This is a genomic window from Embleya sp. NPDC059213, from assembly GCF_042754445.1.
In the GTDB taxonomy this organism is placed as follows: Bacteria; Actinomycetota; Actinomycetes; order Streptomycetales; family Streptomycetaceae; genus Embleya.
In genome coordinates this window covers 1-24,767 of sequence record NZ_JBHZAV010000034.1, presented here as the reverse complement: position 1 = coordinate 24,767, position 24,767 = coordinate 1, and the positions used below count along the sequence as shown (strand labels likewise).

Annotated in this window: 14 protein-coding genes; 6 read left to right on the top strand and 8 right to left on the bottom strand. The window is 70.8% G+C overall.

Annotated features, from left to right (window positions below; genetic code table 11):
• Positions 1–815: 815 nt before the first annotated feature.
• From ACFXMF_RS15470 to ACFXMF_RS15460, 3 genes are all read right to left on the bottom strand, one after another.
• On the bottom strand, positions 816–2,303 hold the full coding sequence (locus tag ACFXMF_RS15470) for an MFS transporter (protein WP_360305917.1): 1,488 nt from the start codon (positions 2,301–2,303) through the stop codon (positions 816–818).
• Between the two features lie 104 nt (positions 2,304–2,407).
• Positions 2,408–3,613, bottom strand: a complete 1,206-nt coding sequence (locus ACFXMF_RS15465) for an acyl-CoA dehydrogenase family protein (protein ID WP_379988658.1) — start codon at positions 3,611–3,613, stop codon at positions 2,408–2,410.
• Positions 3,614–3,675: 62 nt separating this feature from the next.
• Positions 3,676–5,232 carry a long-chain fatty acid--CoA ligase gene (locus ACFXMF_RS15460; RefSeq protein ID WP_379988659.1) on the bottom strand — a complete coding sequence of 519 codons (1,557 nt, stop codon included), beginning with the start codon at positions 5,230–5,232 and terminating at the stop codon, positions 3,676–3,678.
• 194 nt (positions 5,233–5,426) lie between these two features.
• Here ACFXMF_RS15460 and ACFXMF_RS15455 point away from each other — a divergent pair, with 194 nt between their 5' ends.
• Together ACFXMF_RS15455 and ACFXMF_RS15450 are read left to right on the top strand one after the other, a co-directional pair.
• Complete coding sequence (locus ACFXMF_RS15455) at positions 5,427–6,089, top strand: TetR/AcrR family transcriptional regulator (protein WP_360305911.1); 663 nt, start codon at positions 5,427–5,429, stop codon at positions 6,087–6,089.
• 89 nt (positions 6,090–6,178) lie between these two features.
• A complete protein-coding gene (locus ACFXMF_RS15450; protein ID WP_379988660.1) occupies positions 6,179–7,369 on the top strand; it encodes a serine hydrolase domain-containing protein in 1,191 nt (396 codons plus the stop codon).
• A 169-nt stretch (positions 7,370–7,538) separates the two neighbouring features.
• Here the strand turns inward: ACFXMF_RS15450 and ACFXMF_RS15445 are convergent, their stop codons facing one another.
• The 4 genes from ACFXMF_RS15445 to ACFXMF_RS15430 form a co-directional block, all read right to left on the bottom strand.
• Entirely contained in the window at positions 7,539–9,104 is a 1,566-nt protein-coding gene (locus ACFXMF_RS15445) for a sulfatase (protein ID WP_360305907.1), read from the bottom strand.
• Between the two features lie 87 nt (positions 9,105–9,191).
• Positions 9,192–11,669 carry a beta-glucosidase gene (locus ACFXMF_RS15440; protein WP_379988661.1) on the bottom strand — a complete coding sequence of 826 codons (2,478 nt, stop codon included), beginning with the start codon at positions 11,667–11,669 and terminating at the stop codon, positions 9,192–9,194.
• An 85-nt stretch (positions 11,670–11,754) separates the two neighbouring features.
• Complete coding sequence (locus ACFXMF_RS15435; protein ID WP_379988663.1) at positions 11,755–12,720, bottom strand: formylglycine-generating enzyme family protein; 966 nt, start codon at positions 12,718–12,720, stop codon at positions 11,755–11,757.
• A 54-nt stretch (positions 12,721–12,774) separates the two neighbouring features.
• The gene (locus tag ACFXMF_RS15430; RefSeq protein WP_360305903.1) at positions 12,775–14,016 is read right to left on the bottom strand and encodes an ABC transporter substrate-binding protein; all 1,242 of its coding nucleotides are present in this window, start codon (positions 14,014–14,016) and stop codon (positions 12,775–12,777) included.
• Between the two features lie 271 nt (positions 14,017–14,287).
• On the opposite strand from ACFXMF_RS15430, the gene ACFXMF_RS15425 reads away from it, so the two are divergent.
• The 4 genes from ACFXMF_RS15425 to ACFXMF_RS15410 all read left to right on the top strand — a co-directional run bounded on the left by ACFXMF_RS15425 (position 14,288) and on the right by ACFXMF_RS15410 (position 23,305).
• Positions 14,288–16,108 (top strand): sulfatase, encoded by a 1,821-nt coding sequence (locus ACFXMF_RS15425; protein ID WP_379988665.1) that lies wholly within the window; start codon positions 14,288–14,290, stop codon positions 16,106–16,108.
• Positions 16,105–17,940 (top strand): sulfatase-like hydrolase/transferase, encoded by a 1,836-nt coding sequence (locus ACFXMF_RS15420; protein WP_379988666.1) that lies wholly within the window; start codon positions 16,105–16,107, stop codon positions 17,938–17,940. The genes ACFXMF_RS15425 and ACFXMF_RS15420 overlap by 4 nt, the downstream gene beginning before the upstream one ends.
• Positions 17,941–18,217: 277 nt before the next feature.
• Entirely contained in the window at positions 18,218–20,443 is a 2,226-nt protein-coding gene (locus ACFXMF_RS15415) for an MFS transporter (RefSeq protein ID WP_360305897.1), read from the top strand.
• A gap of 3 nt (positions 20,444–20,446) precedes the next feature.
• Positions 20,447–23,305, top strand: coding sequence for an ATP-binding cassette domain-containing protein (locus tag ACFXMF_RS15410; protein WP_360305895.1), 2,859 nt, complete (start codon positions 20,447–20,449; stop codon positions 23,303–23,305).
• Here ACFXMF_RS15410 and ACFXMF_RS15405 read toward each other — a convergent pair whose 3' ends face one another.
• The gene (locus ACFXMF_RS15405; protein WP_360305893.1) at positions 23,306–23,959 is read right to left on the bottom strand and encodes a PadR family transcriptional regulator; all 654 of its coding nucleotides are present in this window, start codon (positions 23,957–23,959) and stop codon (positions 23,306–23,308) included. It lies immediately after the preceding gene.
• Between the last annotated feature and the right edge of the window lie 808 nt (positions 23,960–24,767).

Sequence of the window (24,767 nt, the reverse complement as noted above, 5' to 3'; positions counted from 1 at the left end):
GGGGCCGGCGATGAGACACCAACCGCCTGAGACACGTGAACTGGTTGTGGCCCCGGGCGACGGGACGGTCCGGTTGCGGTCTCGGCGTGGTGTCGATGTATCCGCCACGTATCCGGAATCGGCTGGCCTTGGCGATGGGCTGGGCTCGCGGGCGGTGGTCCTGGACGGCGAGGTTGTTGCCCCGGGCGGGGACGGCATGCCGGACTTCGGCCTGTTGCAGAGACGCATGGGCGTGGGCGACGCCCGTCGCGCGACCGCGCCGGCGGGCGTGGTGCCGGTGCGGTTGATGAGTGGAGTACGCACGGGTTCGCCGTAAGGCCACGCGCTCGCGTGTAGCCGTGTTTGGGCTGGTGGGCGGGGTGATGTTCGAGGGTTCATCAGGTCGTTTGGGATTTCCGCGATCACACGCGGATTCTGCGAGTGATCGCCGTAATGTGCGCGCTTGTGGTGGATTCCGAAACCCGACATCCGACGCTCGCGACGTCGGCCGACCCGGTCCACCTGATGCGGCTGTTCGGCATCCGCGCGGGCACTGCGGTCAAGTAGTCGCGGGATCTTGGTGATCCTCGGTCGACACTCGCCCGTGGAAGGCGAACCGCAGAGGGTGCGCGGCAGACTTCCTCGTACTGTTGGCGGCCCGCTCCGCTGCCCACAGCGCCGGAACCACCTGGGCAGGGGCCTGGCGCGCCGCGCATGCGTGTGGTGGCCATCGTGTGCCTCAATCAGGCGTATCACAGCGGTTCGGTCGACTGTTCATAGCTGTTGGAGTTGCCGCGTGGCCGCTCCATACCCGCTCGCGGTGTGTCGAGGTGGAGTCAGGCCCGTGCTGCGGGTGTGGGGGCAGCGGTGCCCGGGTGGGGGCGGGGGGTCGTGGTGAGGACTGCCGCGGTGGCGGCGATCAGGAGGGAGACGCCTGCGGAGATCCACCACACCGTCTCGTAGGCGGTCTCGGAGGGGAACCGGCCGCCCTTGACGGTCATGCTGGTCAGTACGGCGGCGAACACGGCTCCGGAGAGGCTGCCGCCGAGGGTTTTGGCGGTGCTGTAGATGCCGGTGTCGACCCCGGTGCGGTCGGCGGCGCTGGAATCGAGGACGAGGACGGGCAGCATGCTCAGTCCGAGGCCCAGGCCGAGGCCGAGCGCGACGTCGGCGACGATGAACTGCCACGGTTCGCCGTGCGCGAGGGCGAGGAAGACGAATCCTGACGCTATGGACGCGCTGCCGACTACCAGGACCGCGCGGGAGCCGATGGCACGGGCGATGCGTGGTGCGAGCGCCGATCCGAGGAACGCGCAGAGCGCGGCGGGCAGGAGCATCCAGCCGATGGTGAGGGTGTCGTAGCCGAAGCCGTAGCCGAGCTTCTTGGGCGGCGCGGCCAGGAACAGTGCGGCGGCGGTCTTGGAGGCGTACAGGGTGACGCCGAGAATGAGGGCGGCGGTGTAGACCGGCCAGAGGCTGCGGCGGGTGGCGGTGCGGATGTCGACGACGGGGTGTTCGACGCGCAGTTCGACCATGACCCAGGCGGCGAGCAGGATGGCGGACGCGGTGAACAGGGCCAGGGTGTCGGGCTGGTTCCAGCCGTGGTCGGCGCCGCGGGAAAAGCCGAGCATCAGGGCCGCGAGGCCGCCGCTCAGCAGTGCGGCTCCGGCCCAGTCGACACCGCCGGGCGCGCGCGTGTCGGTGTCGGGCACCAGCACGAAGGTCAGGGCGGCGCAGACGATGGTGGCGATCGCGGGCACCCAGAGGATGGCGTGGACGTTCGACAGCGCTTCGCCCAGCAGTCCGGAGGCGACGAACCCGATGCCGGTGCCGCAGGTGAGCGCGCCCACGAGCATCCCGACGGATTTGCGGGCGCCCTCGGCGGTGAGGCGCCCGCGGACCAGGCCGATCTCCAGGGGCAGCAGCGCGGCGAGTGGGCCTTGGAGGACCCGGCCGAGCAGGAGGACCTCGAAGGACGGGGCCCAGGCCACCAGGACCGAACCGGCCACGACGCAGACCATCGCCACGCGCAGCAGCAGTCGGTGGCCGTACAGGTCGCCGAGGCGTGCGAACAACGGGACGCAGACGGTCGCGGCGACCAGTTGCACCGCGCCGATCCAGTTCAGGTCGCCGGTGCCGATGTGCAGGTCGGTGCCGAGTCTGGGCAGCAGCGGCGGGATCATGCTCTGCACGACGCCGCTGAGCAGCTCGACGACGACCAGGAATCCGACTACTGCTGCGACTCGCCCGGTGCCCGGTGACGTTTCCGGGGGCGAGGCCGTACCGCGTTTTCCGGTGGCGCGGTGGTTGAGGGCACGCGACATCGAGGGCTCCAGGCGGGATTGCCGGGCGGGGGCCCGGGAGGAAGGACCGGCACGTGCGGGAGGCGATGCGGAGCGGGCGCTGGGGGCGGCTGCGGCACCGCGGGTCAGGGCCGGGCGTCGCCGAGCAGGAGTCGTCCGGCGATGGCGTTCTTCTGGATCTCGGAGGACCCGGTGAGGATCCGGAACATGCGCAGGCGGCGGAAGAGCGATTCGGGTTCGGAGCCCTGGACGAGGCCGGCCTTGCCGTGGATCTGGACGGCTTCGTCGGCGATCCGGAAGGCGTTCTCGGCGACGAAGAGCTTGCACATGAACGCTTCGGTGCTCGGCCGGCGGCCGGCGTCCAGGGAGGCGAGCGCGTCGTAGGTCATGGCGCGTGCCGCGTAGTAGGCGGTGGCCATGTCGGCGAGTTTGTGCTGGATGGACTGCAGCGCGCCCAGCGGGGCGCCGCCGACGTGGCGGGTGCGGGCGAAGTCGACGGACAGTTCGAGCGCGCGGCGGGTCATGCCGAGCACGGTCGGGCAGTGCAGCAGCCGGTTGACCGTGACGCGGCCGAGCCCGATCCGCAGGCCGTCGCCGACCGCGCCGAGGAGCTGTTCCGGACCGACACGGCAGTCCTCGAGCACGATGTCGGCTTCGATGTGCTCGCCGGACATCGGGGTCCGGCCGTCCAGGACGGTGACCCCGGGGGCGTCGAGGTCGACGAGGAACGCCGAGAACACCGGCTTCGCGTCCGGCTGCCGGACGTCGTCGGCCATCCTGACGATGAGGACGGCGAAGTCGGCGAACGGTCCGGCCGAGGAGAACACCTTGTGGCCGGTGATGCGCCAGCCGTCGCCGTCGGGAGTGGCGGTGGTGCTCATGGCCCGTACGTCCGACCCGGCGTCGGTCTCGGTGAGCGAGAAGCAGCAGGCCCGTTCGCCGCGGGTCACGGGCAGCAGGTAGCGGTGCAACTGCTCGTCGGTGGCGTATTCCAGGATCGAGCCCGTGCGCAGTGGTCCGCCCATGTCGCCGAGCACGCTGTGTTGCAGGATGCGGCCGGACGCGCCGACTTCCTCCTTCAGCGCGGCCAGTTCGGTGTACGTGAGCCCTTGGCCGCCGTGCTCGACCGGCAGGTGCACGCCGTAGAAGCCGAGTTCGCGGCTGCGTCGCCACACCGGTTCCAGGTCGGCGCGGGTGTAGCGGGACTCCTGGGCGAGGCCGAGGCGGTTCTCGTAGTCGGCGAGTTCGCCGTTCAGGTAGTCGCGGAGCCGCGTGACGAGGTCGTGCAGGCGGGAGTTGTGGTCGTACGAGGGGTCGAGGGTGAAGGGCATGGTGGTACTCCTGACCGATAACTGAGGCGCCGGCCGGCGCGCTGGGCGGTGCGGGAGGCCGGTCAGTGGACGCGGCGCTCGGTGCCGTGCCAGTAGCGTTCGCGGATCGCGCGGCGGTCGATCTTGCCGTTGGGGTTGTGCGGGAGCGCGTCGGCGAAGTCGACCGACCGGGGCTTTTTCATTCGGGCCAGGTGGGCGGCGCAGAACTCGATCAGTTCGGCCTCGGTGGGCGCGGTGCCGTCGTGCGGGACCACGACCGCCTTGACGGCCTCGCCCCAGTCGGCGTCGGGGACGCCGACCACGGCCGCCTCGAACACGTCGGGGTGCCGGTGCAGTACGGCTTCGACCTCGACGGCGTAGATGTTGAAGCCGCCGGAGATGATCATGTCCTTCTTGCGGTCGACGATGAAGACGTATCCGTCGGCGCGGCGCCGGGCCAGGTCCCCGGTGTGAAACCAGCCGTCGCGGAACGACTCGGCGGTCAGGTCGGGCTCGTCGAGGTAGCCGGCCACGACATCGGGGCCGCGGACGGCGATCTCGCCGATCTCGCCGTCGGGCACCTCCGCGCCGCTCTCGTCGACGATCCTGACCTCCGCTTCGGCCGGCGGACGCCCGCACGAGAGCAGTAGTTCCGCGTCGGTGCCGTCGATCGCGCGCCGGTGGTCCTCGGTGGACAGGAACAGCACGCCCGAGGTGGTCTCGCCGCAGCCGTACCCCTGGGACAGCACGGGGCCGAACAGGTCCCAGGCGGCGCGGATGCGGGCGGCGGACATCGGCGCCGCGCCGTAGATCAGCTGCCGCAGGCTCGACAGGTCGTACTTCCGGTTGTCCGGCAGCGCCAGCACGGTGTTGACCATGGTGGGAACCAGGAACGCGTGGGTCGCCCGCTCGCGTTCGACGGTGGCGAGGAACGCCTCGGCGTCCCAGCGCGGCATGACCACCGCGCAGCCGCCGGCGAACAGGATTCCCGTCAGCGGCATGCCGGACGCGTGCGTGACGGGCCCGGCGAGGATCTGCCGGGAGCCCGGCCCGACCCGGGTCTCCGGGTTCATCACCGTCTTGCGCATGAGCGCGAGCCGGTTGCCGTACGTCTGCACCGCGGCCTTGAGCTTGCCCGTGGATCCCGAGGTGAAGTGCAGGACGGCCGTGTCGTCCTCGCGGCAGTCCACGTCGACCGGTTCGCGGGCCGCCGCCGCGAGCGCGTCCGGGTAACCCTCTCCGAGGTCGCTCGGGCCGTCATAGCCGAGCACTGTGGCCACGTCGGTGCCGGGCAGGGCCTGGCGTGCGGTGTCCAGGTGCGCGGCGTCCGCGAGCAGCGCCTTCGCCCCGGACTCGCGCAGCAGGTGCGCGACCTCGGCGACGCCGAGGCGGGCGTTGACCGGCACGCGGGCCAGCCCCGCCTTGTACAGGGCCACTTCGGTGACCACGAGCTCGGCGCGATTGGCGGCGAGCGTCGCCACCCGGTCGCCGCGCCGCAGACCCGCGGCGCGCAGGACGACGGCCAGCCGGTCACTGCCCTCGTCGAGTTCCGCGTAGCTCATGCGCACGTCGCCGCAGACGACGGCTTCCGCATCGGGTTGGTGGCTGCTGGTCCGGCGCACGTACCGGCCAAGGTTCATCGGGACTCCATTGCTGCGCGATTGCCGCGGGACGGCGGCGCGCACGCCGCCTGCCACTGTCGATCGGCGCTCCCAGTCGACCACGTTAGTGAACAGTGAGTCTGGAAACGTCTTTGGTGTCCGGCAACGTAATATGGCGGGGCCGCCAGGTCAACGGTCCGCGTACGGGAGATACGACAGAGATGAGTCCGGCCATGAAGCCCGCCCAGGACCGCCGCGTCCGCCGCTCCCGCCGCGCACTGCGCCAGGCCCTGGTGGACCTGGTCCTGGAGAAGGGGTTCCAGCCGATCACCGTGGAGGAGATCACCGCGCGGGCGGACGTCGCCCGCGCGACGTTCTACGCGCACTACCGCGACAAGGACGACCTGCTCGTCGGCATCGTGCGCGACCTGGCCGAGGACCGCGAACGCCTCCTGCCGGCCGTGGTCCAGGCCCAGACCCGCGGCTTCACCGGGCTGCCGGTGCGCTACATCTTCGAGCACGCGGAGCAGGAGCGCGACGTCTACCGGGTCATCCTGCGCGGCGAGGGCGACGGGCGGGCGCTGCGGGAGTTCACCGCGATCATCTGCGACCGGGTCGAACAGGTCTTCCGGGAGCGCGCCGAGGAGCACGGCGCCACGCCCCGGGTACCGCTCGACGTCGTGGCGCGGGCCTGGACCGGCGAGCTGGTCGGCGTCCTGACCTGGTGGGTGGAGGCCGACACCGGTTACAGCGCGACCGAGATCACCACGCACCTGCGGGACCTTTCGGTGTACGGCCGCGTCTGGGCCTCCGGGCTGGCCCCTGCGGACGTGCCCGGCGCGTTCGACGCCCCGACCGCCCCCGTGGCGGGCGGAGCCGGGTCCCGGGAGACGTGAGCGCGCATGCGCGCCGATCTCCCACTGGCCAACGTTTCCGGACACGATGTACGGTAACGGCTCTCCACTGAGTGCCAAGGAGTGCCACGATGCCCCAGCCGACCACCTCGCTGACGGACCTGCCCTGGGCGCGCGGGTTCGCCGACCCCGCCTGGGTGCGGGTGCACGCCACGTCGGGCCGCGAGACCCTGCCCAGTCGCCGCGTCTGGCGCGGCCCCGAGCCCGCGCGGCCCCTGCCCACCGGGTCCGCGGACCTGGACGCGCTGACCTTCGCCGCGGGCGGCGGGCGCCACACGCTCGCCGAACTGTTCGCGGCGGCGCAGACCGACGCCCTCCTGGTGATGCACCGCGGCACCGTCGTCTACGAGCGGTACCTGCACGGATATCCGCCCCACGTACCGCACTTCAACGCCTCGGCGACCAAGTCGTACATCGGCCTGCTGGCCGCGATGGTGGAACACCAGGGCCTGCTGGACCGCACCGCGCGGGCGGCGAAGTACGCCCCCCACCTGTCGGGCACCGCGTTCGGCGACGCGCGGGTCGACCACCTGCTGCACATGGGCACGCTCCCGAGCTATGCCGCCCGCCCGTACGACAAGGCGCTGGAGGCGCAGCGCTACTTCGCCGTCCTCGCACCGCAGTTGCGGCCCTACGGCTACACCGGCCCGGCGACGATCCGCGAACACCTGGCCACCGCCCGGGCGACCGGAACTCCCGGCACCGAGTTCCGCTACGAGAACGGCAACGTCGAGGCGCTCGCCGACGTGCTGCGCGCCGTCACCGGAACCGGCATCGCCGAGCTGCTCGGTGAACTGCTGTGGTCGAAGCTGGGGGTGGACGAGGACGCCTACTTCGTCCTGGACGCCGAAGGCAACGAGGCGGCGTGCGGCGGGTTCAGTGCCACCGCGCGCGACATCGCCCGGCTCGGCGAGGCGATCCGCTGCGACGGCGCGGCCGGCGGCCGGCAGATCATCCCGGCAGCGGTCGCCTCGACAATCGTCTCCGGCGTCCCGGACGGTTACCCGAAGCGCGTGCGCTTCCCCACCGCGCCGCCGACCGCGCCCGCCACGCTCTCGTACCACGACCTGTGGTGGATCCTGAACGACCGCTACGGGTCCTTCATGGCCAGCGGCATCCACGGGCAGCGGCTGTTCATCTCGCCCGGACTCGAACTCGTCGTCGCCCACTACGGATCACAGATCGTCTCCCCGTCCGCCCCCGTCGCCCCCTTGGTGCCGACGTTCGTCCGGATCGGAGAGCACCTCAACGGCGCGCTCTGACCCGGCCCGCCCGGCCCTCCACGACAACGGCTTCCTCCCCGAAGGGGCCCGCCGAAGGCTGCGAGCCGAGCCGCAGCCCCGGCGTCCACCCGCTGGAACGCATCCTCGCCGTTGCCGACCGCCTCGCCCGCCGCGACCCCGCCGGCCTGGCCGCCCCAACGTTCGCGCGTCAGGTCGGTGCGGACGCGGACCGTTGCATGCGGGGAATCCAGCGCTTCATCAGGTCCTCGCCGAAGGTCTGTTCGCGGGCGTGCCAGGAGACGGGGACGACGAGGTTGTCGAGCCGGGCTTCGAGGTCGTCGGCGAGGTGGCCGCGGCCGGTGGCTCGCAAGTGCCGGGCGTACTGGGCGGGATCGGCGTATTGGGGCCCGGTTTGCAAGGTCGCCTGCATCGGATCGGGGAGGCAGCCGGGGCGGCCCGCGTACGTGTGCCACCACTCGGCGAGTCGGGAGCGCATGGCGGCGGCGAGTTCGGGTTCGTCGGCGAGCAGGTCCCGGGTCAGGTGCGGATCCTCGGTGACGTGGAAGAGCTGCTCCCATTCGGCCCGGAACGCACCTGGGTGGTACGTGCGCATGTAGAGGTGGTCGCGTGTCCGGACGGCCCGCTGGTAGGTGTGCGCGCCGTGGCCGAGGACCAGGTATTCGCGTGACTCGACGATCTCGCCGCGAACGGCTGCCGCGAACGACTCGCCCTGCCATCCGTCGGGCACGCCGAGCCCCAGGAGGTCGCACAGCGTGGGTGCCAGGTCGATGTTGTAGAGGAGGGCGTCGTTGCGTCGAGCCTCCTCGGGCAGGTCGTCGGTCAGGCCGGGCCAGTAGAACACCAGCGGCAGGCGGTGCGTCGGCTCGTTGGCGAGACCGTGCTCGGCGTACGACCCGTTCTCGCCGAACGACTCGCCGTGGTCGGCGCTCACGATGACCGCGGTCTCCTCGGCAATGCCCAACTCCTCCAGGACAGCCATAAGTTCGCCGAAGTAGTGGTCCCAGTAGGCGATCGCCCCGTCGAAGCCGTTGATCAGGTGCTCGAAGTCCGCGCGCGAGGCAATCCGGTCGGGCATGTTGTGCGGCACCGGGGATGTGCGCGTGCCGCCGAAGGTGTAGTGCAGGTCGAGGGCGCTGCGCGGCCCGTACGTCTCGGCGCCGTGACGCGCGATGGTCTCCTCGTCCGGCCATTCCTGCACGGGCCCGGACGCTGCCATCCGTTCGGTCCACTCGACCGGCTGGTGGTAGTCGGTGTGCGGCTCCCAGTAGGTGATGTGCAGGTACCAGTCCTCGTCCTCGGCGTGCCGGCGTATCCAGTCGGTTGCGGCGCGGTTGACGTCGGGGGCTTCTTCGTCGCCGAGGTTCGGCGTGGCGCGGATGGATTCGCGGAAGTTGGCGTGGAAGAAGTACGCCCGGTGCCGTTCCGCGAACACGGACACGGCCGCGGTGTTCATGCCCCCGGCCACCAAGTGCTGTCCCAGCATGGGCCGGTCGGGGTCGGGCAGGTGACCGGCGTCCAGGCGGAACCGGGCGGCGGCGCCGAAGTGTCCGATCACGCCGTTGCTGATGCCGAACTGACCGCTTGTCAGCGCGGTGCGGGAGGGCAGGCACGGGGAGTCCGAGCAGTAGTAGCGGTCGAAGACCACGGACTTGTCGGCCAGTGCCTGGAGGTGCGGGGTGGTCGGCCGGTGGTATCCGTACGGCGTGGTGTGGTCCGCGCGGAGGGTGTCCACGTCGACGTAGATGATGCGCATGGGATTCCTGTCGGTGCGGGGGCGGGCGGACCGGACCTCTGAGGGCGGCGATGGGCCGTCGGCGGTCCGGTCCGTAGGGTGCCGGTGCTACAGCGTGATCGTCGCGGTGCCACGGGTGTTCGCGACGTGCCCGCCGACGGTGAGCCGGTACGCGCCGGGCACGATGCGCCACGCGTCGGCCGCCGGGTCCCAGCGGGCCAGTGTGTGCGGCGGGACGGTGATGCGCACGGTCGCGGTATGCCCGTGGTCGGCGTCGACCGCGGCGTAGCCGACCAGGCGCGGCGGCTCCGGCGCACCGAAGAGTTCGCCGTCGACCGGTTCCAGGTAGGCCTGCACGATCTCCCGGCCCGGCCGTGCCCCGGTGTTGGCGAGAGTCGCCGTGACCGTCAGCCCCGCGGCCGCATCGCCTTCGACGCGAAGGTCCCGGTAGTCCCAGGTGGTGTAGCCGAGGCCGTACCCGAACGGGTAGGCGGGCTTGGCGCCCCTCAGCGCCCACAGCCGGTGGCCGATGGCCGATCCTTCGGCGTAGTGGTGTACGCCGTCGACCGGGTCGTGGGCAAGGAGGGGCACGTCGGCTTCGTCGGCCGGGAAGGTGGTGGGCAGGCGCCCGCCCGGTTCGGCGGCTCCGGTGAGGACCTCGGCGACGGCCGCGCCGCCTTCCTGCCCCGGGAGCCAGGCCCACAGCACGGCGGCGACGTCGTGCCGCCATGGCATCAGCACCGGGGATCCGGCGTTGACGACCACGATGGTGTTGGGGTTGGCGGCCGCCACGCGTGCCACGAGTTCGTCGGAACGGCCGGGCAGGGCGAGGCCGGTGCGGTCGAAGCTCTCGGACTCGATGTCCTCGGTGGTGCCGACCACGACGACGGCGAGGTCCGCGGCGGCGGCGTCCGCGACCGCGGCGGCCAGCTCGGTGTCGTCATCGGGCGGGGCCGGGGCCCAGCCGAGGCCGACACTCGCGACCAGGACGTCGGTGTCGGCGGTGTGCACGAGTTCGACGTCGAGGGGTACGCCCGCTTGTGCGGTCACGGGGATGTGGGTCAGGGGCGGGCGCATCAGATTCTCGCCCACGTCGCCCGCGCCCGCCCCCAGGTCGAGGGTGTGGACCGTGTCGTCCACGGTCGCTGTCATCGTTCCGAGGCCCAGTACTTCGAGGAGATGGTCACCGTCCCGCTCGGGGGTAAGGCGTGTGCGCATGGCGATCACGCGCGTGCTTTCGGGGTAGAGGCCGGGCCACACGATCGCCTGTGCGCCGAGACGGTGTTCGCTGCCGAGCACGGTGCCGTCGGCGGCGCGGAACTCCAGGGTGAAGCCGGGTGTGCCGGTGTCCGGGTCGGTGCTGTTGCCCCGGTTGATGCCGGGCAGCTTGCGGTGGGTGAACACGCCGGCCCGCACCGTCAGCTCGGTCTCCGGGGCGAGCGCCGAACGCAGGCCCTCGGCGATGTCGACGACATGCTCGGGGAAGCAGGTGGCGCTGCCGCCGCCCTGTGCGGAAGTGCGGATGGCATTCGGGCCGATGAGTGCGACGCGGCGCAGCGCCGACGTGTCGAGGGGCAGGCTGCCGCGGGGGTTCTCCAGAAGAACCATGGTGCGTGTGGTGAGCGCGCGGATCCGGTCCCGGGCTCCGGCCGGGAGGCCCGGATCGGCGGCGGGGGCACGGAAATCGCCGAGTGCTCCGACGCGTGCCGCAAGCCGCAGGACGCGCAGCACCTTGTCGTCCAGGACGGCCTCGTCGATGCGTCCTTCGGCGAGTGCCCTGCGGATCGGCTCCCCCCAGAGATCGGCGGGCCCGGGCATGGCTATGTCGGTGCCGCCCAGGAAGGCCGGCTCGGACGAGCGCACGGCCATCCAGTCGGACACCACCACACCGTCGAAGCCCCACTCGTCCTTGAGGATGTCGTTCTGGAGCGGGGAGTTCGCGGTCATGGTGTCGCCGTTGACCGAGTTGTAGGCGGACATGACCAGCCAGGCGCGCGCCTCGCGGACCGCGGCCTCGAACGGCGCGAGATAGACCTCGCGCAGGGTGCGTGCGTCCGCCCGGACGTCGTAGGTCATGCGCTCGTTCTCGGCGTCGTTGGCCACGAAGTGCTTGACCGTGGCCGCGACTCCCTGGGACTGGACGCCCTCGATGTAGGCGACCGCGGTGCGCGCGGTGAGCAGCGGATCCTCGGAGAAGCACTCGAAGTGGCGTCCGCCGAGCGGCGTGCGGTGCATGTTGACCGTCGGTGCGAGCAGGATGTGCACGTCCTTGGCGCGGGCCTGGGCGCCGAGAAGTGAGCCGAACCGGTTCGCGACGGCGGGGTCCCAGGCCGCGGCCTGTGCGGAGGGGTTCGGCAGGACGATGCTGGTGTCCGCGGCGTCGAAGGTCGTGCCGCGCACCCCCACGGGACCGTCGGACATGCGCAGCTTCCGCAGGCCGATGTGCGGCATCTCCGGGAGGGACCAAACGTCTTCACCGGTGACGAGGCGCAGTTTGTCGTCCGGCGACAGTCGGGCGAGGAGGTCGCGCAGTGCTTCCTCGGCGGGAGCTGCGAAGGGCGGGTCGGCGTCGATCGGCTCGGTCATCGGGGCTCCAAACGTGGTGCGATGGGATGCGCCGGGTTGCGGGACGGCGGCTCGGCGCGGGTGCGGTACGGGGTGCGGCTGCGGGTCAGGCGGCGTCGCCGAGGTCACGGGCGCAGCGGAATCCGGCGTTTGCGCTGGAGCTGTCCGGGGTGTTGGCGGTACGCGCGGCGAGGCGATAGCGATTGCAGTAGGAGTCGTGGCACAGGTACGAGCCGCCGCGCATGACCTTGTCGTGTCCCGTCTGCGGGCCCCGTGGGTTGTCCGACGGTCCGAGGTGGCGGGGCGACCACCAATCGGCGCACCACTCCCACACGTTGCCGGCCATGTTGTACAGGCCGTACGCGTTGGGCGGGAAGGCGTCGACGGGGGCGGTGCCGCGGTAGCCGTCCTCGGCGGTGTTCTTCGCCGGGAAATTGCCTCGCCAGATGTTGCACATGTAGACGCCGTCGGGCTCGCGCTCGTCGCCCCACGGGTAGCGGCGCTGTACGAGGCCGCCGCGCGCCGCGTACTCCCATTCGGCCTCGCTGGGCAGGCGTTTGCCGGCCCAGCGGCAGTAGGCGTCCGCGTCGTTCCACGTGATATGCACGACCGGGTGGTCGCGGCGCTCGTCCACACCGCTGCCGGGGCCTTCGGGTTGGTCCCAGCGTGCCCCTGCCACACCACACCACCAGGGGGTGCGCTCCGGTCGGGGTGCGCCGCGGCGCAGCGAGCCGGGCAGGAACGCGGCGAACACGTAGGACCAGCCGATGCGTTCGGCGTCGGTGAGGTAGCCGGTGGCTGCGACGAAATCGGCGAACCGTGCGTTGCTGACCGCGTACACGTCGATGGCGAACGGGTCGACGTGCACCGGTCGTATCGGGCCCTCCCCGTCCGAGGGGAAGCCTTCCGCGTCGTCGGTGCCCATCAGGAACTCCCCACCGGGCAGAATCGCCATGCCGTCCAGGCCCGTGTCGGCGCCGCGGGCGGGTGTCGGCCGCGGCGAGACGGCGACGGGCCCCGGCCGTCCGGGTGTGCAGCAGGACGGGGGCGCGGAGGCGGAGGGGTCGCCCATGGGCGCTCCTTCGGTTCAAGGCGGCGGAGTACGCCGGCAAGGGGCTCCGGGCGGTCAGTTCGCCGCCGGGACGAATCGGTTGGCGGTCGCGTCGTAGACCATCGCACGGATCGGGATCGCGCCCGAGGGGGTCTCACGCCGGTAGGTCGCAGGTTCGCGGAAGCCCGGCACGTGGAAGGTGCCGAGGTCGAAGCCGGCCTGCTGGAAAGTCGCGTGGTCGAGGTTCCGGCCCGCCTTGTCGGTGATCGCGGCGAACAGCGCGAGGGTCCGGCATGCCGTGGCCATGGAGGCGCCGGGTGTGGGCCGGCCGCTCGGCACGGTGGCCGGGTCGACGAGCTTCCCGGTCAGGGTGGGGTCGGCCTTGGTGACGGTGTCGGCGCAGGCGGTCAGGGCCGGGTCGGCGAAGTCGGTGACCTGTGTGGCGCCGACCGCGTCCTTGAGGGTGGAGAAGTCGTGCTCGCCCTTGGTGGTCAGGTACCCGTCGGGGAGGGCGGTGAACAGCTGGCGGGGTCGCCAGGCGGTCTTTTCCAGGTACTGCGGGATCAGTTGCGCACCGGCACCGACGCTCAGCAGCGTGTCGGCTCCCGCGGTCTGGGCCTTTTGGAAGAGCACGCCCGCCTGCTGGGCGAACGCCGCGGGGTCGGACGCGTTGGCGGCGATGTAGCCGGTGGCGACCGGTGTGACACCTGCGGCTTTGAGGGCCGGGAGCACGATCTGCTCGATCTGTGCCTGGTCGTTGACGACTCCGCCCACGGCGACCTTGCGGTCGGCGAGGTCGCCGCGAGCGGCGAATGTCTCGACCGCCCGGCCGGCGGCGTCCTCGCCGATGAAGCTGAACCACGGGGCCCGGGCCTGTGCGTACATGCCGGCGCCCATGGGTCCGCCGATCACCGCGGTGCGCCCGTTCTGCAGGTAGCACGCGGCTTGCTGGTTGCCCGGCGCGGCGTACAGGACGGCGAAGACCTTCTCCTCTTGGGTGAGCTTGACGCAGGTCTCCTGCGCGGCGGCCGGAGAGATGAGGTTTGTCTTGGCGAAGACCGGTACGAGCTTGCGACCCTGTACACCGCCGTCCGCGTTGATCTTGTCGATGAGGGCCCGGTAGGTGGCTTCGAAGTCGCCGTGGTCGATGTTGACGAACGCCTTGATCGCGGCGAAGTCCGGGTAGGCGATGCCGATCTTGATGCTGTCCGCGGTGACGCCCGGCGCTTCGGCGCGGACCGAGGGTCCCGCGGGGGCGCCGGGTGCCCCGGCCGGGCCCTTGGACTCGATCGTGCACCCGGCGGCGACCAGAGTCACCGCAGCAGCCGCGGCGAGGGCCCGGAGCCGCCGCGGAGCGAGGCTCCGCCGGCGCGGGTCATGAGCGTGCGATGGCATGGGGGACGGACCTCCCGTCAGCCGGGACACGCAGGCACTCGCGCCCACTACAGTCCCAGGAACCTAAGGGGCCTCAGAATGCTTCGATACTTACCTGTAGTCAATGGCCCCTCTTGCATGCGATTACGTTCTGGCGTACATATCACTGGGAAATATACGCCCGACCCTCGGCAGTGCCGGTCTGGAGCAGCGCGTGAAAGCCGTCATGGTCATGTTCGACACCCTCATCCGGAAGTACCTGCCTCCGTACGGAGCGCCCGAGTGGGTACACGCCCCGAACTTCGCGCGGCTCGCGGAGCGCACGGCGGTCTTCGAGAACTGCTACGCGGGGTCCATGCCGTGCATGCCGGCCCGGCGCGAACTGCACACCGGCCGCCACAACTTCCTGCACCGCGGCTGGGGTCCGCTGGAGCCGTACGACGACTCGTGCCCGGAAATGCTCACCGACGCCGGGGTCTACACCCACCTGGTGACGGACCATCAGCACTACTGGGAGGACGGGGGCGCGACCTACCACAACCGCTTCCGCACCTACGAGTTCTTCCGCGGGCAGGAGGGGGACGCGTGGAAGGGCCACGTCGCGGCCCCGGACACCCCGGACACACTCAAGAGCCTGCGCGGCGAGAAGTGGCGCCAGGACTGGGTCAACCGCATGTACATGACGCGTGAGCAGGACCAGCCGCAGACCAAGACCTTCGACGCCGGGCTGGAGTTCATCGCGACGAACCACACCGAGGACAACTGGTTCGTGCAGATCGAGACGTTCGATCCGCACGAGCCGTTCTTCAGCCGGCAGAAGTACAAGGACCTGTACAAGCACGACTACGACGGCCCTCAGTACGACTGGCCCGACTACCGCATGGTGCGCGAGACGCCCGAGCAGGTCGAGCACGTCCGCTACGAGTACGCCGCGCTGCTGTCCATGTGCGACCACAACCTGGGCCGCGTCCTCGATGCGATGGACGAACACGCCCTGTGGGACGACACGATGCTGATCGTCTGCACCGACCACGGGTTCCTGCTCGGCGAACGCGGCTGGTGGGGAAAGAACGTCCAGCCCTGGTACGACGAGACCATCCACACCCCGCTGTTCGTCTGGGACCCGCGCAGCCGCGTGGCCGGCGAACGCCGCGCGGCACTGGTGCAGACCGTCGACCTGGCGCCCACTCTGCTGGAGTTCTTCGGTGTGGACCGCACCCCCGACATGACCGGCGTCCCGCTGCGCGCCACCGTCGCCGACGACACCCCCGTGCGCGAGGCCGGCATCTTCGGCTCGTTCGGCGGCCACGTCTCCGTCACCGACGGCCGGCATGTCTACATGCGCTCCTGCGCGACCCCCGCCAATACCCCGCTCTCCGAGCTCACCCTGATGCCCACCCGTATGGCGGCGCGCTTCACGCCGGGCGAACTCGCGGGCGCCGAACTCGTTCGCGGCGGCGAGTACGCGTTCACCAAAGGCGCACCGGTCCTCAAGGTCGCCGCGTTCGCCATGTCACCCGCCTCCTTCGGCACCCTTCTGTTCGACTTGGCCGCCGACCCGGACCAGCTCGAACCGCTCATCGATGACGACCTCGAACTGCGCATGGCCGCAATGCTGGTGGAGGTCATGCGTGCCTGCGACGCGCCCGCCGAGCAGTACGCGCGCCTTGGTCTGCCCACGGAGGGGCCGGTCACACCCGAACACCTGCTGGCCCGAGTCCAGCGCGCCGAAACCGAGGCGGCACGCGACGCCGAGCCGCTCGACCCGGCCGACTTCCCTGACGGTCCGCGCAGTGTCAATGCGCCCATGCGCGATCTGTTCGCCGACGCGGCAGCGGTCGGAGTGTTGCGCAACCACGGCCTTGGACGGCTCGTCGACGGCAGTCTCGTCCGCATGGTCGGCGACCTCTCGCTGATCCAGCTGTCGGCGCTGGCGGCCGGCCTGCTCAATCCCGACGTGGTCCGGACCGTCTCCGCGGCCCTCGGCGGACTCGGCCCCGCCACCGCCCCCACCAACCCCGGAGTGCCCGCATGACCCGCAACACACGCCCCAACATCCTGTGGACGGTCAGCGAAGACTGCCCGCCGCGCTTCGGCTGCTACGGCGACCCGCTCGCGGCCACGCCCAACCTTGACGCGCTGGCAGAGCGCGGCACGCTCTTCGGGCAGGCGTACTCCGCTGCCCCGGTATGCGCGCCGTCCCGCTTCGCGTTGCTCACCGGGGTGGCACCGGAGAGCAACGGCCCCGCACACCACATGCGTGCGGTCGCCCACCGACCCGCCTGGATGACCACGTACCCGGAACTGGCCCGCGCGCAGGGCTACTACTGCAGCAACAACGTCAAGACCGACTACAACTGCGATGTCGACCCGCACGCCGTCTGGGACGCCTGCGCCCCGACGGCGCACTGGCGCGACCGCCCCGAAGGCGCCCCGTTCCTGGCAGTGTTCAACATCGACGGCACGCACGAGAGCAGCGTGTTCCGGCGCGATGAGCCCATCGTCGACCCGGATGCGGTCCGGCTGCCCGCGTACCTCCCCGATGCTCCCGACATCCGGGCCGACTTCGCGCACTACTACCGCAAGATCGCCGAGATGGACGCCGAGGTCGGGCGGCTGCTGGCTCAACTCGCCGAAGACGGCCTGCTCGACGATACGATCGTGATCCACACCTCCGACCACGGCGGCGTGAACCCGCGCTCCAAGCGCTGGTGCTACGACGAGGGCCTGCACGTCCCGCTGATCGTCGCCGCGCCCGAGCGGTACGCCCACCTGTTCCCGCCGCCGGGCACCCGCGTCGAGGCGGCAGTGGGCACCATCCGCATCCCGCCCACCCTGGTCGACCTCGTCGGCGGCACCGTGCCCGCGCACATGCAGGGCGCGAGCCTGGTCGGCGCGGACTTCGACGCGGACCGCGAACTGGCTTTCGGTATGCGCAACCGCATGGACGCGCGCAACGACATGGTGCGCACCGTGCGCGACGCCCGCTACCGCTATATCCGCAACTACGAGCCACACCGCCCTTACGGCCTCCATCAGGCGTTCGCCTGGCTTGCCAAGGGCTACCAGGCTTGGGAGGCGGCGCACCTGAACGCCGAACTGGACGACGTTCAGGAAGCGTTCTGGCGCGAGAAGCCCGGCATCGAGCTGTACGACACGACCGCCGACCCCGACCAGGTCCGCAACCTCGCCGGGGACCCCGCGCACGCGCACGTGGAACGCCGGCTCGACGACGCCCTTCGCGCCCACATGACCGCGGTCAACGACAACGGCTTCCTCCCCGAGGGGTCCGCCGCCGAGGGGTACGACGCGAGCCGCGCGCCGGAGGCCTACCCGCTGGCGCGCATCCTCGACGTCGCCGACCGCATCGCCCGCCGGGACCCGGCGGACCTGCCGGCCTACCTGGCCGCGCTCACCGACACCGACGCCACGGTGCGGCGCTGGGGCGCCATCGGCGTGCTCGCGCTCGGCCGAGCCGCGGCCGACGCCGTGCCGTTCCTGCGGGCGGCTGTCGCCGACGATCCCGACCCCCACGTCCGCATCCCCTGCGCCGAGGCGCTGGCCTGTCACTTCGGGGATGCCGAGGCCGCGGACGAGCTCGCCGGGTCGGCGAGCACCGATCATCCGCCCGCGGTCGTTCTCGAGGCCCTGACCGCGCTGGCCGCGCTGGGGCCCGAACGTGCGCGTCCGTACCGCGCGGTGATCGCCGAGGCGGCCGACAACGGCGGGGAGTACGGCGGGAACCTCGCCCGCCACCTACTCCTCCGGATCGACGGCAGGTACACGCCCGAGACCGTCGTCTTCGACTGGGAGCGGATGCTGCGGGCAATCCCCGAGGCGCATCGGAAGGCGCTCGGCATTGGCTGACGCCGGCTTCTTGTAGATGCCTAGGTATCTATCAGAGGCAGTTCAGCGAGCGACTATCTGTTTCTCTTGACAGTCATTAGCGGACACTCCAGTCTGCTCCATAGATTCATGGGCACTTAATCAACGTGCCGATCTCCGTTCGCCGGGGCGCCCGTAGGAGCGAGCCTCGGCGCCGTGACCCGGGGCGCCGTGACGGGGCGGCGGGCCCGCCGACCCATGCCTGGGGAGTGCAAACAATGGTGTTCTATTCGTGCTGCCCGCTGCGCAGGAGCCGTCGATGACGGCGCCGCACGGCACATCCGGGCCGTCCGCAACCGAAACCACCGCGTCCGGCCTTGCTGCCGGTCTGGTCGCCGCCGAGGCCGAGCGGGCGCGCCGAACCGAGGCCGAACGCGACGCGGTCTTCGCGGTCGACCTGCTGCCGGGTGTCGGCGCCGAGCAGCTGACGCTGCGCGAGGGGCTGGCGGCCGGCGGATCGGCGACGTTCCTGACGCTGATGCTGCTGTCGTCGTTCGACGAACTGGAGCACGCCACACTCGGCGTCCTCGCCCCGGACATCCGCGACACATTCGGGATGAGCGACGGCGCGATCGTGTTCCTGTCCGCCGGATCCGGCGCGTTCCTGGTGCTGGGCGCGCTGCCCATGGGGTGGCTCGCCGACCGGTACCGCCGCGGCCGGGTGGCCGGATGGGCGGGCCTGGCCTTCTCGCTGTTCATGCTCGCGTCGGGCGCGGCGGCGAACGTCTTCCTGATGTTCCTGGCCCGGCTCGGCGTCGGCGTCTCGAAGTCGAGCACCATGCCCGTGCACGGCTCCCTGAACGCCGATACGTACCCCATCGGCGTCCGCGGTCGACTCGCGGCCACGAACGGCATGGCCGGCCGGATCGCCGCGGTGCTCAGCCCGCTCGCGGTCGGCGGCATCGCCGCGGCGGCGGGCGGCGGCGAAGGCTGGCGCTGGGCGTTCTTCGTCCTCGCGGTGCCCACCGCGGCGGCCGCGCTGTTCGCCTTCCGCCTACCTGAACCGCCCCGCGGGCAGCACGAGATGAAGGCGGTCCTCGGCGAAGTCCTGAAGCAGGACAAGCCGATGCCCGTCTCGGTCGAAGCCGCGTTCGCGCGCCTGATGAAGATCCGCACCACCAAGACGGTGGTCATGGCCTTCGCCGCGATCGGCTTCGGGCTGTTCACCGCGCCGGTGCTGACCAACCTGTGGATGGAGGACCACTTCGGGCTCGGCACGTTCGAGCGCGGCGTGTACGGCACCCTGGGCGGGCTCGGCGTCTTGGCGGTCCTACCCTTCGTCGGCCCGCGCTATGACCGGCTCTACCGCACCGACCCGGCCCGGGCGCTCCGGCTCATCGGCGTCCTCATCCTCCCGGTGGCGGTGCTGATGCCGCTCCAATGGGCGATGCCAACCGCTCCGCTGTTCGTCGTCGCGCAGATGCTGCCGATGATCCTGCTGTCCTCGGCGTTCGCCATGGTCGGCCCGGTCATGCAGTCGGTGGCGCCCTACCGGCTGCGCGGCCTCGCGTCGGCGCTCGCAGCCATCTACATCTTCTTCATCGGCGCGACCGGCGGCTCGCTCCTGTCGGCACTGATCCTCGACTCGTACGATCCGCGTGCCGCCGCGCTGATCATCGGTGTGCCGTCGATTCTGATCGGTGCCCTGATGCTCATCCGCAGTTCGGCGTTCATCAAGAACGACCTGTCCCGCGTCGTCTCCGAACTCCGCGAGGAACTGGAGGAGCGCGACCGGCAGGCCGGCAACGCGGAGTACATCCCGGTGCTCCAAGTCCACGACATCGACTTCGAATACGGCAACGTGCAGGTGCTGTTCGGCGTCGGCTTCGAGGTGCGGCGTGGCGAGACGCTCGCTCTGCTCGGCACCAACGGTGCCGGCAAGTCCACCATTCTCAAGGCGATCTGCGGGCTCGGAACGCCATCGCGCGGCGTCGTCAGGCTCCACGGCCGGACCATCACGTACGTGGCCCCCGAGCAGCGCGGGCGGCACGGCATCCGCCTGCTGCCCGGCGGCAAGGGCGTGTTCCCCGGCATGTCCGTACGCGAGAACCTGGACATCGCGGCGTTCCAGCTCCGCGACCGCGACAAAGCGCACCGCGACGCGCGACTCGCCTACGTACTGGACGTGTTCCCCGACCTCGCCGCCCGGCTCGGCCGGCGCGCCGGCTCCATGTCCGGCGGGCAGCAGCAACAACTCGCCCTCGCCATGGTCCTCATGCACGAACCCGAGATCCTGCTCATCGACGAACTTTCGCTCGGCCTGGCCCCCGTGGTCGTCCAGGACCTGCTCGTGATCATCGAGCGCCTCAAGGCCGACGGACTCACCATGATCATCGTCGAGCAGTCCCTCAACATCGCCCTCGCCATCGCCGACCGGGCGGTGTTCCTGGAGAAGGGGCAGGTCCGGTTCACCGGTGACGCCCGCGAACTGGCCGAACGCGACGACCTGGCACGCGCGGTGTTCCTCGGCAAGGACGGTGGCTGAACCATGATCGAACTCACCCGCCAGCTCGCCTTCGACGGCATCGTCAACGGCCTGGTCGTCGGGCTCCTCGCGATGGGCATCGTGCTCGTCCACCGGTCCACCCGCATCATCAACTTCGCGGTCGCCAACATGGGCCTCGTCGGCTCGGCACTCTTCGCGCTCCTCGCGGTTCGGTACGGCGTACCGTTCTGGATCGCCCTGCCGCTGTCCCTCGCCGCAGGCGCGGCCTTCGGCGCGATCGTCGACCTCGTCGTCGTACGCCGTCTGTTCACCGCGCCACGGGTGATCCTCCTGGTCGCCACGATCGGCGTCGCCCAGCTGGCGCTCGTCATCGTCACGTCGTATCCCGAGGTGGACGGATCCCGCTCGTACCCGGTGTGGTCCAGTGCCTCATGGCGTCCGGCTGGAGTCGAGGTGACGGCCACCCAGCTCGCGGTGCTCGTCGTGGTTCCCCTGGCCGCGGTCGCGCTCGGCTGGTTCCTGGGCCGCACCGTGCTCGGCAAGTCCGTGACCGCGTCCGCCGAGAACCCGGAGCTGGCACGCCTGAACGGCATCAGCCCCAAGGTGGTGTCCACCGTCGTGTGGGCGATCGCCGGGCTCATGGCCACCGTCTGCCTGATCCTCATCTCCGGCCGCAACGGCTCCGTGACGTCGCCCGCCGTGCTCGGCATGACTACCCTCATGCGGGCCCTCGCCGCCGCGGTCATCGCCCGCATGGCATCGTTCCGCGTCGCCTTGGCCGCCGGTGTCGGACTCGGGCTGCTGGAGTCGGTCGTGCAGTTCAACTGGCTCGACCAGCCCGGTCTGACCGACCTCGTCGTCTTCGCTTTGGTCCTGGCCGCCGTGTTCGCCGCCGGGCGGGACAAGGCCGCCGAGGGGGGCGCCTTCTCCTTCGCGCCCCGGGTGCGACCGGTTCCGGAACGGCTGCGCAACCTGTGGTGGGTACGCAACCTCGAACGTTTCGCCCTGCTCGGTCTCCTGCTCTTCGCCGTCGTCGTCCCGCTGATCGTCACACAGCCGTCGCGGCACCTGCTGTACACGACCATCGCCGCCTACGCCATCTGCGCCGCATCGGTCACCGTGCTGACCGGCTGGGCAGGGCAACTCTCCCTCGGCCAAATGGCCTTCGCCGGCATCGGCGCGCTCACCGCCGCCTCGCTCAACCGGGGCCTGCGCCTGGACATCGGCAACGACAAGGTGCTCGTCGTCGAACGCCTCACCTTCCCCACCGCGGTCGCCGCTGCGGCGCTGCTGACCGCGATGCTCGCCGCCGTCATCGGAGTCGGCGCGCTGCGCGTGCGGGGGCTGCTCCTCGCGGTCAGCACCGTCGCGTTCGCGGTCGCCTGCGAGCAATGGGTGTACCGGCAGGACGTCTTCCACGACAGCACTACGCAGACCACCGCGTCCTTCCCTCGCACCGACGTCTTCGGCATCGACGTCACCTCGCAGCGCTCGTACTACTACGTGGTCCTCGTGGTGCTGGCGGTGGTGCTGACCGTGACCGGCAGACTGCGCCGCACCGGGGTCGGCCGGACCACGATCGGGGTACGCGACAACCCGGCGACCGCCGCGGCGTACACCGTCCGGGCCGCCCGCGTGAAGCTGCGCGCGTTCGCCCTCGCCGGCGGCATCGCGGGACTCGGCGGGGCGCTGCTCGCCGGGGCGCTCCAGACCGTGCCGTACGGCGACGCGTACTTCCGCAGCGAGGACTCCCTCATGCTCGTCTCCGTCGTCGTCATCGGCGGCCTCGGCTCGACGTCCGGGCCGGTACTCGGCGCGCTGTGGGTGATCGGCCTGCCCGCGGTGTTCCCGGGCAACTCACTGGTGCCGCTGCTCGCGTCCAGCCTCGGCCTCCTCATCCTGCTGCTGTATTTCCCCGGCGGCCTCGTGCAGATCGGGTACAGCGCCCGCGACGCGTTGCTCGGTTGGGCCGAACGACGCCTCGGTCCGCCGCCCGCCGGACGGGCCGCGGCACCGCCCCGGCTTGCGGCGCGACCACACAAGGAGCCGCTGCCCGACGACCGGCCGGTGCTGGCGACCCGTGACATCAGGGTCCGATTCGGCGGAGTCACGGCGGTCGACGCGGTCACGGTCGAAGTACGAGCTAACGAAATCGTCGGCCTCATCGGCACCAACGGCGCCGGCAAGTCGACCCTGATGAACGCCATCGGCGGGTTCGTCCCGGCCACCGGGAGCGTCGAACTCCTCGGGCAGGACGTGTCCGGCAAACCGTCCGCAGGCCGTGCCGCGCTCGGTCTCGGGCGCACCTTCCAGGCGGCGGCGCTGTTCCCCGAGCTGACCGTCACCGAGACCGTGCAGATCGCCCTGGAGGCACGCGGCCGCTCCGGCCTGCTCTCCTCGGCGCTGTGGCTGCCGCGGTCGGTCAAGGGGGAACGCGCCAAGAGGGCCGAGGCGCACGACCTCGTCGACTTCCTCGGACTGGGCCGATATGCCGATGCCTTCATCGCCGACCTGTCCACCGGCACCCGCCGCATCGTCGAACTCGCCGGACTGCTCGCCCTCGACGCCCGCGTCCTGTGCCTCGACGAGCCGACCGCCGGCGTCGCGCAGCGAGAAACCGAGGCGTTCGGCCCCCTCATCCAGGAGATCCGCCGCGAACTGGGCGCTTCCCTGCTGGTGATCGAGCACGACATGCCGCTGATCATGAGCATCAGCGACCGGGTGTACTGCCTGGAGACCGGCCGCGTCATCGCTGCCGGGACGCCGTCGGAAGTCCGCAACGATCCGAAGGTCATCGCCGGCTACCTGGGCACCGACGAACGCGCCATCAAGCGCAGCGACAGCGTCGCCACGTCTGCCACGGCACCGGCATCCGGCGGAATACCGGGGGATCGCCCGTGATCAGTCCGGCTGCACCTCGTCGGATTGCGGCGCCTCGCGCGGCGGTGTCCCCGGCGCCCCGTCGGTGCGCGTCGCCGCGATCTGCGCGGCTCGCCGCTCGAGGCGGTGTTGGAGGAGTCGCAGCCACGCGATGTAGGCGGACCCGGTGCTGTAACCGTGTTCGTGTGCGGACAGGTGCACCTCCGACACCCAGGCGGGATCCAGGCCGGGCATCTGGAGGTGGGCGTAGGGGAGATTGTGCGTCCACGGCGGCGCCCCCGACGGGTCCTGGTTCGCCTCCCTGAAAGCGAGTTCGGCGCGTACGACGGTGAGGGCGATCTCGGGGTCGAGCTGGCCGCCGAAAATGAAGCGGATGACGAACTCGGGGTCGCCGATGCGCGGTGACGGCACATACGGAGAGCGCGCCCAGTCCCTGAGCGCTTGTTGTCCGGTCTCGGTCATGCGGTAGAGCTTGGCGTCGGGTCCGCCGTCGCGGGGGTCGACGTCGTATTCGACCCAGCCGCGTTCGACGAGTTTGGCCAGGCGGCGGTAGATCTGGGGGAGCTGGACGCCGTAGCCGATGTATTTGAGCGGGCCTTCCATCCATTTGCGCAGGTCGTAGCCGGAGTAGCGGCGCAGCGCGAGTATCCCGAGGATGACGAAGTCGAGTTGCATACCCTTCCTTCTGGCTGGCTGGGACAACCTGTGCGAGACCAGTGTGCCTGCCGGACGACCGTCCGTTGGCGCCGGGCAGCCCGATGACGTGCGTGGCGCTCGGCCGACATCGACACCCAAGGCGGCTGCGGGCTTGACCTAGATGCAAAAGGTGCTAGGTGCCGCCCGGCAGCGCACTACGATAGGGCCGCATTTTACGGGGTTCCTATCGATCTTTTCACTAGAGATCTAGATGCAAACGTATCTAGAAATTGCACTCTCGCTCAGTGCTGTCGGGCCCACGCCGATGCGGCACGGTCGGATCCGCTCTCGGCTTCCTCGGTGCTGCGCAGGAACGAGGCTGGATGACGCGACCACGCACCGGGTCGAACCGTTCGGCACGCCGACCGGGCGGGCGTCGACCGCCGCTGATCATGGGCGTCGGCGACCGCGTGTACTGCCTGGAGACCGGCCGGGGGCCGGACGCGATGACGCGGGGTTCTCCCCATCCCCGCAGCGCACATCGCCGGGATCGAAGCGACCCTCTTCGGCGAGACGGTCGGCGGCTTCGACGACGCATGCGGGCTCCTCCCGCCGCGTCTGCCCGGCGTCGCCGAAACCGTGCGGGCCGGCTCACCCGACGATTGGGAGGACTACCGCCACCGCCCGGCCGGCCGGGCAGCCATCCGGTCGGCACGGGGGCCCAGGCACTTCGCGTCCCGCGAAGTCGCGGGGGGGCCGGCGCCGGGCCCCCCCCACCGGGGGGGGGAGCCAGAAGAACCCCGACCGAACCCGGGTGTACCCCCCCCAGGGGGATTTAAAAAAAAAA